The 15,441-nt window shown below is 35.2% G+C and carries 15 protein-coding genes and 2 riboswitches; of the genes, 9 read left to right on the top strand and 6 right to left on the bottom strand.

The window, feature by feature from the left end:
* Positions 1-134 precede the first annotated feature (134 nt).
* A riboswitch (THF riboswitch) is annotated at positions 135-233 on the top strand.
* Between the two features lie 40 nt (positions 234-273).
* The 6 genes from AC1RPU_RS07325 to tsaD all read left to right on the top strand — a co-directional run bounded on the left by AC1RPU_RS07325 (position 274) and on the right by tsaD (position 4,764).
* Complete coding sequence (locus tag AC1RPU_RS07325; protein WP_481761940.1) at positions 274-795, top strand: folate family ECF transporter S component; 522 nt, start codon at positions 274-276, stop codon at positions 793-795.
* A gap of 13 nt (positions 796-808) precedes the next feature.
* Positions 809-1,198, top strand: coding sequence for a tautomerase family protein (locus tag AC1RPU_RS07320; protein WP_481761941.1), 390 nt, complete (start codon positions 809-811; stop codon positions 1,196-1,198).
* A gap of 121 nt (positions 1,199-1,319) precedes the next feature.
* Positions 1,320-2,309, top strand: a complete 990-nt coding sequence (galE, locus tag AC1RPU_RS07315; RefSeq protein ID WP_481761942.1) for a UDP-glucose 4-epimerase GalE — start codon at positions 1,320-1,322, stop codon at positions 2,307-2,309.
* A gap of 122 nt (positions 2,310-2,431) precedes the next feature.
* Positions 2,432-3,154, top strand: coding sequence for a tRNA (adenosine(37)-N6)-threonylcarbamoyltransferase complex dimerization subunit type 1 TsaB (gene tsaB / locus AC1RPU_RS07310; protein ID WP_481761943.1), 723 nt, complete (start codon positions 2,432-2,434; stop codon positions 3,152-3,154).
* Positions 3,138-3,704 (top strand): ribosomal protein S18-alanine N-acetyltransferase, encoded by a 567-nt coding sequence (gene rimI, locus AC1RPU_RS07305; RefSeq protein ID WP_481761944.1) that lies wholly within the window; start codon positions 3,138-3,140, stop codon positions 3,702-3,704. The genes tsaB and rimI overlap by 17 nt, the downstream gene beginning before the upstream one ends.
* Positions 3,705-3,735: 31 nt before the next feature.
* Positions 3,736-4,764, top strand: a complete 1,029-nt coding sequence (tsaD, locus tag AC1RPU_RS07300; protein WP_481761945.1) for a tRNA (adenosine(37)-N6)-threonylcarbamoyltransferase complex transferase subunit TsaD — start codon at positions 3,736-3,738, stop codon at positions 4,762-4,764.
* A gap of 100 nt (positions 4,765-4,864) precedes the next feature.
* Here the strand turns inward: tsaD and cytX are convergent, their stop codons facing one another.
* The 6 genes from cytX to AC1RPU_RS07270 all read right to left on the bottom strand — a co-directional run bounded on the left by cytX (position 4,865) and on the right by AC1RPU_RS07270 (position 11,155).
* Complete coding sequence (gene cytX / locus AC1RPU_RS07295; RefSeq protein WP_481761946.1) at positions 4,865-6,052, bottom strand: putative hydroxymethylpyrimidine transporter CytX; 1,188 nt, start codon at positions 6,050-6,052, stop codon at positions 4,865-4,867.
* A 1-nt stretch (position 6,053) separates the two neighbouring features.
* The gene (gene thiE / locus AC1RPU_RS07290) at positions 6,054-6,713 is read right to left on the bottom strand and encodes a thiamine phosphate synthase (protein WP_481761947.1); all 660 of its coding nucleotides are present in this window, start codon (positions 6,711-6,713) and stop codon (positions 6,054-6,056) included.
* Positions 6,700-7,521: a bifunctional hydroxymethylpyrimidine kinase/phosphomethylpyrimidine kinase gene (gene thiD / locus AC1RPU_RS07285; RefSeq protein WP_481761948.1), complete on the bottom strand. Its 822-nt coding sequence runs from the start codon at positions 7,519-7,521 to the stop codon at positions 6,700-6,702. Before thiD ends, thiE begins: the two co-directional genes overlap by 14 nt.
* The gene (thiM, locus tag AC1RPU_RS07280; protein ID WP_481761949.1) at positions 7,521-8,318 is read right to left on the bottom strand and encodes a hydroxyethylthiazole kinase; all 798 of its coding nucleotides are present in this window, start codon (positions 8,316-8,318) and stop codon (positions 7,521-7,523) included. The genes thiD and thiM overlap by 1 nt, the downstream gene beginning before the upstream one ends.
* A gap of 58 nt (positions 8,319-8,376) precedes the next feature.
* Positions 8,377-8,483: riboswitch (TPP riboswitch) on the bottom strand.
* 77 nt (positions 8,484-8,560) lie between these two features.
* Positions 8,561-10,498, bottom strand: coding sequence for an ABC-F family ATP-binding cassette domain-containing protein (locus AC1RPU_RS07275; RefSeq protein ID WP_481761950.1), 1,938 nt, complete (start codon positions 10,496-10,498; stop codon positions 8,561-8,563).
* 18 nt (positions 10,499-10,516) lie between these two features.
* The gene (locus AC1RPU_RS07270; protein WP_481761951.1) at positions 10,517-11,155 is read right to left on the bottom strand and encodes a CPBP family glutamic-type intramembrane protease; all 639 of its coding nucleotides are present in this window, start codon (positions 11,153-11,155) and stop codon (positions 10,517-10,519) included.
* Positions 11,156-11,380: 225 nt separating this feature from the next.
* Between AC1RPU_RS07270 and groES the strand changes: the two genes are divergently transcribed.
* From groES to AC1RPU_RS07255, 3 genes are all read left to right on the top strand, one after another.
* Positions 11,381-11,665, top strand: a complete 285-nt coding sequence (gene groES / locus AC1RPU_RS07265) for a co-chaperone GroES (RefSeq protein WP_481761952.1) — start codon at positions 11,381-11,383, stop codon at positions 11,663-11,665.
* A 34-nt stretch (positions 11,666-11,699) separates the two neighbouring features.
* Positions 11,700-13,325 (top strand): chaperonin GroEL, encoded by a 1,626-nt coding sequence (gene groL / locus AC1RPU_RS07260; RefSeq protein ID WP_481761953.1) that lies wholly within the window; start codon positions 11,700-11,702, stop codon positions 13,323-13,325.
* Positions 13,326-13,577: 252 nt separating this feature from the next.
* Positions 13,578-15,407, top strand: coding sequence for an APC family permease (locus AC1RPU_RS07255; protein WP_481761954.1), 1,830 nt, complete (start codon positions 13,578-13,580; stop codon positions 15,405-15,407).
* The last annotated feature ends 34 nt before the right edge of the window (positions 15,408-15,441 follow it).

The following is a 15,441-nucleotide window of genomic DNA, read 5'->3' as shown; positions in this document are numbered from 1 at the left end:
ACTTTTTTCTTTATTTCAACTGTGAACATAGTAAAACCCCCTGAGTTAGATTTCTCCAACTCAGGGGGTTCACTTCAACACCCAAAGTTATTTTCTTTTTAGTGGTATACTACACAAGTAGTAAAATACAAAATTTCGGGGTAGAGAATACAGCGTTAAGTGCCAAAAGGACGGAATGTGTCTTTTGGACGAAGGCTAGCGATAGCTGCGGTTGTGTTTTCGCATTCGCCGCATACCACAATGTGGCAACTCCAACGAGGAGATGTCTGAATCATGGAAAATTTAACAAAGAGGTTAACCGCAAAGAATATAGCGGTGATGGGTCTATTATTGGCTGGTCAAATTATTCTAACTAATTTATTATCGTATCAGGTATTGACGTTACGGATAAGTTTCACTTTTATTGCGACTTATCTATTAGCGGCGTGGTTTGGCCCATTACTGGGTGGTATTGGTTCTGTTTTATCGGATTTACTTGGAACAGTATTATTCAGTAAAGGAGGTACATTTTTCTGGGGATTCTCGCTATCTGCTTTCTTAGGTGCGTTTTTCTATGGACTTGTATTTTATAAAAAACCATTTACGTTACCGCGAATTATTATTGCCGTATTAATCAATGTCGTTGTTATTGATTTATTGTTAAATACATTCTGGCTAGTATTAATGTACCAGTCACCTTGGACAATTATCTATGCACGTGCTATCAAAGATTTAATTTTAATTCCAATTCAAATTATTTTGTTATATATGGTTGGTAATAATAAACAAATCCAAAGATTAGGTAAACGATTATAGGAGGATTCAATCTATGCCATTGATGAAAATTGATATGATTGAAGGCCGTTCTGAAGGCCAAATAAAAGAAATTTTAGATATTGCTTATGATGTAATGCTTAATTCATTTGGCGCACCAGTTAGTGACAGATATCAAATTGTCACTCAACATCCAATAAATGAAATGCAAATTTTAGATACTGGGCTTGGATTTATGCGAACAAAAGAAGTATTGGTCTTTAGTTTAACAACGCGACCAAGAACGACAGAGCAAAAAGAAACCTTCTATCAACAGTTAATGCAACAGTTACAAACAAAAGTTGGATTGAGACCAGAAGATTTAATGATTAATTTAACAACTAATACTGATGAAGATTGGAGCTTTGGCATGGGCCAAGCACAATTTTTAACGGGTGACTTATAGAAATTAACCAGACGGCGAATTTATTTTCGTCGTCTATTTATTTGCTAAAGAAGGGTGAATCACTGATAAATTTACTAAAATAAGTTATAATAAAGAAAATAAACTATTTGGAGGAATTTAAATGTCAATTTTAGTTTTGGGTGGCGCAGGTTACATTGGTTCACATACTGTTGATCAATTAGTAGAAAATAGTCGTGATGTTGTTGTTGTCGATAATTTAGTGACAGGGCACTTAGAGGCTGTTAATAAAAAGGCAAAATTTTATCAAGGAGATATTGCGGATAAAAATTTTATGCGCAATGTTTTCAAAAATGAGGATATTGAAGCAGTTATTCATTTTGCAGCTTCATCTCTTGTTGGTGAATCAATGGTAAAACCATTAAAATATTTTGACAATAATACAGCAGGGATGATTCATTTACTTGAAGTCATGACTGAAGTTGGCGTTAAAAAAATCGTCTTTTCTTCAACAGCTGCAACATATGGTGAACCTAAAGTTGTCCCAATTCATGAAGATGACCCTCAAATTCCAACAAATCCATATGGTGAAAGTAAATTAGCCATGGAAAAAATTATGCACTGGACTGACGTTGCAGATGGTGTTAAGTTTGTCGCATTACGTTATTTCAATGTTGCTGGATCAAAACCAGATGGTAGCATCGGTGAAGATCACAATCCTGAAACACATTTAATTCCAATTATTTTACAAGTTGCTAACGGAGAACGTGAAAAATTACAAATTTTTGGGGACGATTATGATACCAAAGATGGTACAAACGTCCGTGATTACGTGCATGTTCTTGATTTAGCAGATGCGCACATTCGCGCCTTAGATTACTTACTTGCGGGAAATGAAAGTAATGCCTTTAACTTGGGTTCATCTAATGGATTTTCAAATATGGAAATTCTAGAAGCAGCACGCCGTGCAACAGGTAAAGAAATTCCTGCAGAAATTGCACCACGTCGTGCAGGTGATCCTTCAACTTTAATTGCAGCAAGTGAAAAAGCACATGAAATTCTTGGTTGGGCTCCTAAGTATGAAAATATGGAAGATATCATTAAGACAGCATGGACTTTTGAACAGACGCATCCAAATGGATTTTCAAAATAAATTAGTTATTAACCATAGGACAATTATTTGTCCTATTTTTTTGTTAATTTTCTCTTAGAAAAAATTTGTGATACTATTTTTGTGCTAAAATGTTAACAAAGCAGAGATAAAGGAAGATATGAATGAAAATTTTAGCAATTGATACATCGAATATACCACTCAGCGTCGCTGTTTTAGAAGATAGTGCATTATTAGCAACTATCACAACGAATATAAAAAAAAATCACAGTATTACATTGATGCCAGCAATTTCTGATGTCATGAAATTAGCAGGTATTAAGCCTGCAGAGCTAGACCGAATTGTGGTTGCACAAGGTCCAGGATCTTTTACTGGTCTCAGGATTGGCGTTGCCACAGCTAAAACACTAGCATTTACATTAGATTGTGAATTAGTTGGTGTCTCTAGTTTAGCAATGTTGGCTGCAGGTATTTCCACAAATAGTGATTCTGATATTGTACCGTTATTTGACGCACGTAGGAATTACGTATTCTCAGGTTTGTATAAAAATGATAATGAGCTTGTAAATGAATTACCAGACCAGCATAGAGAACTTGTGACTTGGGTGACTGAATTAAAAGAGCGTAACCGACCACAAATTTTTGTTGGAACTGATGTCGATTTATTTAAACAACAAATTATCGATATTTTAGGTGATCAGGCACAGTTTCCAGCTTCATTTTTAAATATTCCTCAGGCATTTATTTTGGGATTAATTGGTAAAGATAAAGAGCCCGCTAATCAGGAGACATTTATTCCGAATTATTTACGATTAACGCAAGCAGAGACGCAATGGTTAGAAACCCATTCAGATAAGGATCATAATACCTATGTTGAAAAAATTTAAAGCACGAGTGAAACAAATTATTCCAGAATTAAGACCAGATGAACCTGTTAGGACATTAGTTTTTCAGAATCATAGAATTAAAATTAGAAATGAAAGTTATTTTATGACACGTGCTGTTGTACCTGATATTCCGGAACTACTTGAGATTGAAAAAGCAGTTTATGATGGTAAATCACCATGGAGTGCAAAAATATTTGAAGGCGAAATTTGCCAAAAAAGCAAAACACTTTATTTAGTCTTACGTAAGGAAGATAAAATGTTAGGCTTTATTGGTTGTTCAACGGATGCAATAACGGGAGACGTACATATTGCGAATATTGCTGTTCTACCTGAATGTCAGGGTAGAGGGATGGGAAACTTTTTGGTAACGTCTATTACAAGGCGTGCTCGTTTAATGAGATTTAGAACAGTTAGTTTAGAGGTTCGCCGTGATAACCAGACGGCTTTAAATCTATACCACCAATTAGGATTTACTAAAGTGGGTATCCGAGAGAATTATTATGTTGAAGATGGGCAAGATGCTGTTGATATGTTGCTTAAATTAAAATAAAGGAATATGAATTAAGTTGAAAGAGGTCTCAATGGATAAAACGGAAAGAAATCTAATTTTAGCATTTGAATCAAGTTGTGATGAAACTAGTGTCGCAGTGGTCGAAGACGGTCATCTTATTTTGTCGAACATCATTGCAACGCAAGTTAATAGTCATAAACGTTTTGGTGGTGTTGTACCTGAAGTTGCCAGCCGCCACCATATTGAACAAATTACGAGTTGTATTAAAGATGCTATGACAGAAGCAAATGTAACTTATGATGATTTAGATGCTGTTGCGGTTACTTATGGACCAGGATTAGTTGGTGCTTTACTAGTAGGTGTTTCTGCTGCTAAAGCTATCGCATTTGCTCACGAGTTGCCTTTAATTCCCGTTAACCATATGGCAGGCCATATTTTTGCAGCGCGCTATGAATCTGAAATAGTGTATCCATCAATGGCTTTACTCGTTTCGGGTGGACATACTGAGTTAGTTTATATGCCTGAAGAAGGTCAATTTGAAATTATTGGTGAGACACGTGATGACGCAGCAGGTGAAGCTTATGATAAAGTTGGGCGTGTTCTTGGGATGACTTATCCATCAGGAAAAGAAATTGATGAACTTGCACATACTGGACAAGATACGTTTAATTTTCCGCGTGCCATGATCAAAGATGACAGTTATGACTTTAGTTTCAGTGGATTGAAAAGTGCCTTCATCAATACAGTTCACCATGCAGATCAATTAGGCGAAGAGTTGGACCGGGCTGATTTAGCAACAAGCTTTCAACAAAGTGTGATTGATGTACTTGCTGAGAAAACGGTACGTGCTTGTCATGAGTATGATATTAAACAATTAATTTTAGCCGGTGGTGTGGCAGCTAATAAAGGGTTACGTACAAGACTTGAATCTGATATGAAGAAAATGAATGATATTGAATTTGTGAAGGCGCCCATTAAATTATGTGGTGATAATGCTGCAATGATTGGTGCAGCAGGATATGTTGAATTTATTAAAGGTCAACGTGCAGGATTAAATTTAAATGCTGATCCTAGTTTAGAATTTGATTGGATAGTTTAATTATTATAAAATTAAAATAGAGATTTAGAGTTCGCCTTGTAATGCTAAACAGTTGTTTAACACTGGGGAGAACGCTAAATCTCTATTTTTTTGTAAATGGTTAATTTATATTTCTAAAATAATTTTTTGGTAAAATAAATTGGGATAGATAAACGAGTAATCCTAGTCCGAATAGAATAATAATTGTGGTTCCAAAAATAAAATCAAATTGTTGTAATTGATAGTACGCAATAATGCCAATTAACCACCAAATAATATTTAACCAATAAGGCAACGTTTTTTTCATAATAAAGTAAGTGACAAAAACAATTGCATATAATGGTGTAAAAACTGACGCGATAAAATATAAGAAATTTTGATAATTATCAATAGGAACTACCCATGCAATGACTAAGCCAAGCGCAACTATAATGATACTAATCAATTTCATATGTTTAAAGGAATGTATATTCTGAACGTTAATTGTTGCTGACATAACATCTAAAAATGTGGTTGTAACAGTTGAAAATATAATAATGAATAATGCGATTATACCTAAACCTGATGTAGCCAAGAACGAGGTAAAATCAGTGAATCCGGTTCTAGTTGTTAAAAGTAAGCCAATGGTAAACATGATTAAACTACCTAAAAAATAGCTAAACGAACTAACTGTAGACATAGCAAGTGGATGTTTTGTTGATTTTGTGTAATCACCTATTAGTGGTAGCCAAGATAACGCCATGGTGATATTTAATTCAACAGCTGATCCAAATGTCATATTTAAGCCATTGGAAGTATGTGAAACGGGTACTTTGAAAATTAAAAAAATCATGATACCTGCACCAATAACTAATAAATTAACAACAATTAAATTAATTCGATACAAACTATTTTCGCTAACTAATAACCAAATGATAATCAAAATAGCTATGACAAGTCCCATAATAATTGAATTTTTAAAATTAAGTAAGGAACTTGAAATACCATTCATTGCTGAAATTGCGTTGACGATCATAACAGCGGTCCAACCAATTAGTTGAATCAAATTGATAAGTGAAAATAAGAGCACACCTGTTGAGCCAAAAGCAACTTTAGTTGACTGAATGGCTGTCTGATGCTTTTTGGCACCAATATAACCAGCAGGTAGTAAGAAGAGACCACAACCAATTAAATGACCAATTAGAATTGCAAGGAAACCTTTAGAAAAGCCAAGTGGAGCTAGTAACATGCCCGTCATAATTTCGGCAATTGAAATGGCCGCACCTAGCCAAAGTAAAAATTGTCCACGTAATTCTTTAGTTTCTGTCATCTTAATCGTCCTCCAATTTAAAATAATGATTTATGGATTGAACTGTTTGTTCAATGTTCGGACTTTTAGCAATCAAGGAAATAACAGCAACTCCCGAAACAGTTGTAGTAGCCAGTTTGGCTAAATTATTTTCTGAAATACCACCAATTGCAACAATCGGGAGTTTACTAATTGATAGTAATTGATTTAAGCCAGCTATTCCGAGAGGCGCAGTCGCATCTGACTTTGATTTTGTAGGAAAGACAGGGCCACTACCAATATAAGCGATACCTGATAATTGATTGGCTTGTTTAATTTGATCGAGTGTTTGACAAGAAAGGCCAATCGCTAATTGACCCGCCGATTGATCTATCACATTTTGAATCTTTTGGTCATTTTGGCCAACGTGAATACCATCTGCTTGAATTTCAAGTGCTAAAGGTAGATCATCATCAATGAAAAAAGGAACTTGGTATTTTGTGCATAACCTCTGACATTCAATTGCGAGTGTCTTTTTTTGTATCCGGGTTAAAGGGGTTAAGAGATTTTTTTCTCTAAATTGGAAACAAGAAATGCCTGATTTTAACGCTCGTTCTAAAGTAGGTAGTAATTGATTGTCGGCGACGTCTTGAGTTCCTGCAATGAAGTAACTTGCTAACCATGATTGATTAAATGTCTTCATTTTGCGTTACCTCACGATATGCCCAATGATTTAATGGCCCGTGACCATGTCCAACGATAATACCGTTGCTAATTGTTGCTTCAACATATTTTTTAGACACTAAGATGGCCGTTTTAATATCTTGTCCTTTGGCAATTTCTGCTGCAATGCAGGCTGAGAGGGTATCACCAGTGCCATGAGTTCGAATTGTATCAATACGTTTCGAGCTCATCCAGAATGAATCGTTATCTTCTAATAATACAAAGTCATTTACGATATTTTCAGAGTTATAATGTCCGCCTTTAATGATGACGTTTTTTGCACCTAATAATTTAATCTTTTTTCCAGCTGCACTCATGTCTTCTTTTGAATTAATGGTCAAGCCAGTTATGACTTCAGCTTCTGGAATATTCGGGGTTACTACCGTGGCTAAAGGAATTAATTCTTCTTTGATTGTAACAACAGCATCCTCAGAAAGAAGTGTGGCACCGCCTTTTGCAACCATGACAGGGTCAACAATTAGGGGACCAAATTGATATTTTTTCAGATTTTTAACGACTACTTTAACGTGTTCTGAATCTGCAAGCATCCCTGTTTTGCATGCTTTAATGGCTAAATCATTTGCAATTGAGGCAAATTGTTCATTAATAATTTTAGCAGGGAGGGGAAGACTGTCTTGCACACCAAGTGTGTTTTGTGCAGTGATTGCGACGAGAACTGTTGCAGCATAGACATGCCGTTCTTGCATCGTTTTTAAGTCAGCTTGCATACCAGCGCCACCACTACTATCGGATCCAGCAATTGAAAGTGCTTGTGGAAAATCAGGCATTATAGGTCTCCTTTCATCGTTATCTGATTAGAAAGTTCATTTATCGTTATTAAATGTAGTTTATCAAGTAGGTTAACAATAAAACTACCTGGTTTTTCGGTAATTAACTCATCAGCAACAAGTTCACCAGTTGTTGCAAAGATAAGGCAGGCGATTCTTGCTGCTTCAAACTCATTATCTTTAGAGACAGCTGCAAACGCAGCAATTAAACTTGAAAGCATATCGCCTGAACCAACATGTGTTTGGAAAAGAGACGTTCCCTGTGTCACAGTTGCAACACGCTTTCCATCAGAAATATAGTCTGTAGGACCACTTAGAACAACCGTACAATTGTACCGTTTGGCTACAATTTTTGCGATTTCTGCTAAATCTGCAGAACCATTTCCTGCATCAATACCTTTTGCTTGCCATTCAACACCAGCTAATGCAGCAATTTCACCAGCATTACCGCGAATAAAATTAAAATGAAAATGCTCAAGCAAGTTTGTAATTACTTTTTGTCGGTAAGGCATGGCAACAGCAACTGGGTCTAGCACAAGTGGGATAGCTAAATCGTTTGCGATTTGACTAACCCTCTCAATGTAAGGTAATTCTGAACTTTTAAATGATCCCATATTGATTGTGGCAGCAGCAGAAATTTGTAACATTTCGGCTGCTTCTTCAATCGCACTGGGCATGATAGGGGAAGCGCCAATTGCGTTGAGTCCATTGGCAACGTCTTGAACCGTGATGTAATTAGAAATGTTGAAAATTACTGGGTTCTCTTCACGAAGTTTATCGAGTAGTTCTAATGGCATAACTTTCTCCTCTTGAGTACACAAAAACCCCACTCTTTGACAAAAAAATTGTAGAGTGGGGTCCTTCTTCACACTTTCCTACGCAAGTTTTGGCTTACAGGTTCGAAGGGATTAGGTTGAAAAAACCTATCTCAGTTCTTCTAAAGAACACCCCTAGTGTACTTATATTTTATTTTTAGATTACAACAAAAGAATAGGCTTTCATTCTTTAAATGTCAATAAATAAAAAAAAAAAAGCTAGCTTATTCTAAAGCTAAGCTAGCTTCTTCCCAATTAGTTTCTGCAGTCTCTATTGCAGTTTGAATAGATTGTAGTTCAGTTTGTAGTTCCTGAAGTTTATCTGCATCACTAAAAATAGTAGGTTGAGACATTTTTTCTTCAAGTTCTGTTTGATGAATTTCTAATTCACTTAATTCAGATTCTAAACGATCAATTTCACGTGTTAATTTACGTTGTTCCTTTTGCGTTTCTTTATTTTGTTGATAATTAGTTGTTGGTTTAACTTCAGGGACTTCTGAAGATGAGGCAATTTCAAGTGCCATTTTTTCGGCTGCGATAGCTTCTAATTCTTCTTTTTTATCAACATAATAATCGTAATCACCCATGTAGTAAGTAGAGCCTTCTTTTGAAACTTCAATAATACTTTCTGCAACTTTATTAATGAAGTAGCGGTCATGAGAAACAAGTAAGACAGTACCATCAAAGTTAGCAATCGCCTTTTCAAGGACTTCCTTACTATCAATGTCTAAATGGTTAGTGGGTTCATCAAAGATTAGGAAGTTATCTTTGTCCATTGCAAGTTTGGTCAAAGCAAGACGCGCTTTTTCACCACCACTTAAATTTGAGACACGTTTCAAAACGTCATCCCCAGAAAATAGAAATCCACCTAATAATGATCGAATATCTGTTTCAGGAGTTGAAGGATGATCATTCCAGAGTTCATCTAAAACAGTATTTTTATCTGTTAATTGATTTTGCTCCTGATCGTAGTAGCCAACATGAACATTAGCGCCAAGGAATGCTTCACCACGAATAAATGGAATTTGGCCTAAGATACTTTTAAGTAAGGTTGATTTTCCCACACCATTCGGGCCAACAATAGCTTGAACTTGATGCTTATGTAAATCAATTGAAACGGGTTCAGATAACACTTTATTATCGTAACCAACAGCTGCCCCGGCAACAGTTAAAACGATATTACCACTCTCATCTGCAGATTTAAAACTAAAACGAGGGGCTTTTTCGTCACCTTCTGGTCGGTCAAGTTTATCTAATTTTTCGAGTTGTTTACGACGACTTTGCGCTCGTTTTGTTGTTGAGGCTCGAACAATGTTTTTATTAACAAAATCTTCGAGTTTTTCAATCTTATCTTGTTGTTTTTCGAAAACTTTCCATTCTTGTTTTAAATTAGCTTCTTTTTTTACAATAAATTGGGAGTAGTTGCCATTGTAGTGAGTCGTTTCATTATGGCTCATATCATAAACTTCTGTCACAATTTTATCTAAGAAGTAACGATCATGAGAGACAATTAAGAGTGCCCCTGTATAAGTCTTCAAATAGCCTTCTAACCAAGTTAGTGTCTCAATATCTAAGTGGTTAGTTGGTTCATCTAAAATTAATAAATCACGTTTTTCTAAAAGTAATTTTGCTAAGGCTAAACGTGTTTTTTGACCACCAGAGAGAGTCCTAATATCGCGATTGAAATCTTCTTCATAAAATCTAAAACCATGTAAAACAGAACGGATTTCTGATTCATAACCATAGCCATTTTTTTCACTGAAATCATGTGAAACTTGATCATAGGTTGATAATAGTTTTTCAAATTTTTCAGAATCTTCTGCATTTTTAGGATCAGCAATTTGGGCTTCTAATGTATGAATTTGGATTTCCATTTTTTTTAAATAATCAAAAACACGACTCATTTCGTCCCAAATCGAACGTTCTGAAGTAACAGTTGTTGTTTGTGCTAAGTAACCGATGGTCATGCCTTTATGTTTAATGATTTGACCAGCATCAGTAGCCTCTTGATCAATAATCATTTTAATTAATGTTGATTTTCCAGCACCATTTCGACCAACTAGGGCTATCCTAGCATCGTCTTTGATATCCATATTTGCATTTTCAAAAAGAACATCTGCGCCAAAATAGCGAGCTGCTTGTTGTACTTGTAACAGAATCAAAATAATTCCACCTTTCTTTTAAAGTGACGATTGAATAATTAATACTAGACTATTCATAAGAATATGAGCAATCATTGACGTTTTGATGTCACCTGTTCGTTTGTAGAGGTAACAGAAAAGTAATCCAATTAAAAAGTAGATAGCTAAATGGCCATCATTATGTGCCAAACTAAATAATAAACTAGAAAGAATTGCGGCAGAAATAGGTGATATGAAACTTGCTAAATTGCCAAAAAAGACTTTTCTAAAAACGAGTTCCTCCATAATGGGAGCACCAAGTGAGACTGCCAACATATAATAAGGATATTTTGTAAAAATAGTCATAATTTCATTTGTATTTTGTGAGGGTACGGTCGTTTTTAAAATGGTGAATGAAATTAATTGAATAACTGTTTGGATTACTAACGTTAGAACGAATCCAAGAATACCCCACGAAATAATTTGTGACCATTTAGAGGAACCATCTATTGTATTTCTAGCACTGAAGTAATGATTTAACCAAATTAACAATATTGCTCCTAAAACATAATCAGCCGTCATTACTGGATAGATAACTGATTTTAAAGAAAATAGTTGATTCAGAATTGTTGGTAAAATAAAGATAACGAGGTAGCCTAATAAAATAGCGATTGAATTTTTACTAGTTGATTTTGACATGAGAACTCCTTTAACTGTAATTAGATAGTCGTGCATTTTTCTAGTGAATAAATTTGTATGATAAGTATAGCATAATTGACTAGATAGCGAATTCAATTCATATTAAAAATTCTATTAAATAAGAGCTGAAATGCTTGCAATTGTTTGAAAAATTGATTATAGTTAATTTTGTGATTAGCACTTAGGAAGATAGAGTGCTAAATAAAAGTGTTGGAGGGATAGAACGTGTTAAAACCATTAGCAGATCGTGTTATTTTAGAAGTAACAAAAGAAGAAGAAACAACAGTAGGCGGGATCGTCTTAGCAAGTAACGTACAAGAAAAACCACAAACAGGAAAAATTGTTGCAGTTGGTGATGGCCGTACGATGGATAACGGTGAAAAAATTGCTGTTGCTGTTAACGTTGGAGAGACCGTTTTATTTGATAAGTATGCTGGCTCAGAAGTTTCATTCGAAGGTAAAGACTACTTAATTGTTCATGAAAAAGATATCGTTGCAACAGTAGACTAATATAAATTTAAATTAAAGATGAGGTGGATTAATTATGTCAAAGGAATTAAAATTTTCTGAAGATGCTCGTTCAGCAATGCTTAGAGGTGTTGACCAATTAGCCAATACCGTTAAATCAACTTTAGGACCAAAAGGCCGTAATGTTGTTTTAGAAGAATCATATGGCTCACCAATTATTACAAATGATGGTGTAACAATTGCTCGTGCGATTGAATTAGAAGACCATTTTGAAAATATGGGTGCTAAATTAGTATCAGAAGTTGCTTCAAAAACGAATGATATAGCTGGTGATGGAACGACAACTGCTACTGTTTTAACACAAGCTATCGTCACTGAAGGTATGAAGAATGTGACAGCAGGTGCTAACCCTGTTGGGATTCGTCGTGGTATCGAAACTGCTACAAAAGCAGCCGTTGCTGAATTACATGAATTATCACACAAAGTTGAAACAAAAGAAGATATTGCTCAAATTGCTTCTGTATCTTCAGCTAATGAAGAAATTGGTGCTTTAATTGCTGACGCTATGGAAAAAGTTGGTAATGATGGCGTTATTACAATTGAAGAATCAAAAAGCATCGATACATCATTAGATGTCGTTGAAGGGATGCAATTTGATCGAGGTTACTTGTCACAATATATGGTAACTGATAACGATAAAATGGAAGCTAACTTAGAGACACCATATATTTTAGTAACGGATAAGAAAATTTCTAATATTCAAGAAGTCTTACCATTATTACAATCTATTGTGGAACAAGGTCGCCCATTGTTAATCATCGCCGATGATGTTGATGGGGAAGCTTTACCAACATTAGTATTGAATAAAATTCGTGGTACATTTAACGTTGTTGCAGTCAAAGCACCTGGATTTGGTGATCGTCGTAAAGCGATGCTTGAAGATATTGCCATCGTTACTGGTGCAACAGTGATTACTGATGAACTTGGTTTACAATTGAAGGATACAACAATTGAACAATTAGGTTCAGCTGGTAAAGTTAATATTACAAAAGAAAACACAGTTATTGTTGAAGGTTCTGGTGATAAAGCTAAAATTACAGAACGTGTTGGTTTGATTAAAAAACAAATCGATGAAACGACGTCTGAATTTGATCGTGAAAAATTACAAGAACGTTTGGCAAAATTATCTGGTGGGGTTGCTGTCATCAAAGTTGGTGCTGCAACTGAAACAGAATTAAAAGAACGCAAATACCGTATTGAAGATGCTTTGAATGCGACACGCGCTGCTGTCGAAGAAGGATTCGTTGCCGGTGGTGGTACTGCATTTGTTAACGTTATTAGTAAAGTTGCTGCACTTGAAGCAGTTGGCGATGAATTAACGGGTATCAAGATTGTTCAACGTGCTTTGGAAGAACCAGTACGCCAAATTGCAAAGAATGCTGGACTTGAGGGTTCAGTTATTGTTGAAAAACTAAAATCAGAAAAACCTGGTATTGGTTTTAACGCAGCAACAAATGAATGGCAAGATATGATTGAAGTTGGGATTGTTGATCCAACTAAAGTGACACGCTCAGCATTGCAAAATGCAGCTAGTGTCTCAGCCTTATTATTAACAACTGAAGCAGTTGTTGCAGATAAACCAGAACCAGTATCTGCAGCTGATCCACAACAAATGCCTGGTGGTATGGGCGGTATGATGTAACCCATTTGTCATAAAAAATGATGAAAATTTAAGAGCTATTAATCCGTGTTATTCTGGGATTAGTAGCTCTTTTTTTATGCTGAAAATAAAGTTTGTTTGCAGTATTGTATATTTAAAAATAAACGAGTAAAATAGAGTGAATTCGGTGAATAGAAATTAGTAATTAAAATAACTATTCAGTAAAATAAATGCGCTGTTTTGGCATCATTTATGAATGGATTTTTAAATATAGAACATAAGGGGTAAAGAGAAATGCGTCGTTATTTAAAGAGACTTTTAATTGGGAAGCCATTAAAATCTTCTGAAGAAGGAGATCAACAATTATCAAAATTTAAGGCATTAGCGCTCTTATCGTCAGATGCACTCTCATCTGTGGCGTATGGTACGGAACAAATTGTTACCGTTTTAGTGGGCTTTTCAGCAATGGCAATCTGGTATTCATTACCAATTGCATTGTTAGTCTTAGTTTTATTGGCTTCAATTACAATTTCGTATCGCCAAATTATCCATGCTTATCCTAAGGGTGGAGGCGCGTATGTTGTCTCAAGTAAAAACTTAGGTAAAAATGCTGGATTAATTTCTGGTGGATCGCTTTTAATTGATTATATGTTGACAGTAGCGGTTAGTGTTTCCGCAGGGACTGAGGCATTGATTTCTGCGGTACCTTCGTTATATGGACATCAAGTAGCAATCTCAGTGGTTATTATTATTTTGGTAATGGCAATGAACTTACGAGGCTTGCGGGAATCAGCTTCATTCTTAACTATTCCTGTTTATCTTTTCGTGGTTATGATTATATTGATGTTACTAGTTGGTGGTTATAATATTATGACAGGTCAAGTACCTTACCACGCAACAGCTGCTGTGGGTACGGCCGTTCCTGGAATTACACTAGCCTTACTTTTGAAAGCATTCTCATCGGGATCATCTTCATTAACTGGTGTTGAAGCAATTAGTAATGCAGTGCCTTTCTTCAAAAAACCACATGCTAAAAATGCTGCTGCTACTTTAACAATTATGGCGACGCTTTTGGCAGTCTTCTTTGGTGGAATAACATTCTTAAACTATTGGTATGGCATTATTCCTACTGAAAAAGTAACTGTTCTTTCACAAATTGCACAAACAACATTTGGACAAGGTATTTTGTATTACGTTTTCCAATTTTCAACAGTATTGATTTTAGTATTAGCTGCAAATACAGGTTTCTCGGCATTTCCAATTTTAGCGTTTAATTTAGCTAAAGATAAATTTATGCCTCATTTGTATATGGATAAAGGTGATCGATTAGGCTACTCTAACGGAATTATCACGTTAGCGGCCGGATCAATTATTTTAACATTTATATTTAATGGATCAACGTCATTATTAATTCCATTATATGCGGTAGGTGTGTTTATTCCGTTTACGTTGTCTCAGACAGGGATGATTGTAAAATGGTATCATGATCGCCCAAAAGGTTGGATTATGAAAGCCTTTTACAATTTCTTAGGGGCCTTTATCTCATTTAGTATTTTGTTGATTCTCTTTAGATATCGCTTATCAACAGTATGGCCATTCTTTATTATCATGCCAGTTATGTATATTATATTCTATAAAATAAATGATCATTACAATAAAGTTGCCGAACAATTACGTTTAACAGAAGAAGCAGAAATTCATGATTACGATGGCTCCACAGTTATCGTGTTAGTTAGTTCTGTAACGCATGTTACAACGGGTGCAATTAATTATGCACGTTCAATTGGTGACTACGTAATTGCAATGCACGTTTCTTTCGATACAAATCCGGAAAAAGAACATGAAACGGAACGTGAATTTAAAGAACGTTTCCCTGGTGTTCGTTTTGTTGATTTACATTCGTCATATCGTTCAATTGCTTCACCTGTTGTGAAATTTACAGATGTTATTGCTAAGAATGCCGCTGCTCGTAACTTCACAACGACAGTCTTAGTACCACAGTTTGTTCCAAGAAAACCATGGCAAAATATTCTTCATAATCAAACGAGTTTAAGATTGAGAACGGTCTTAAATTCTCGCGAGAATATTATTGTTGCAACATATAATTATCATTTGAAAAAATAAACATTGAAAAGTATCAATTAAATTTAATTGATAC

It is taken from the genome of Dellaglioa sp. CoH-55-MRSF-7 (genome assembly GCF_056782235.1).
This window is presented reverse-complemented; position numbering and strand designations above follow the sequence as displayed.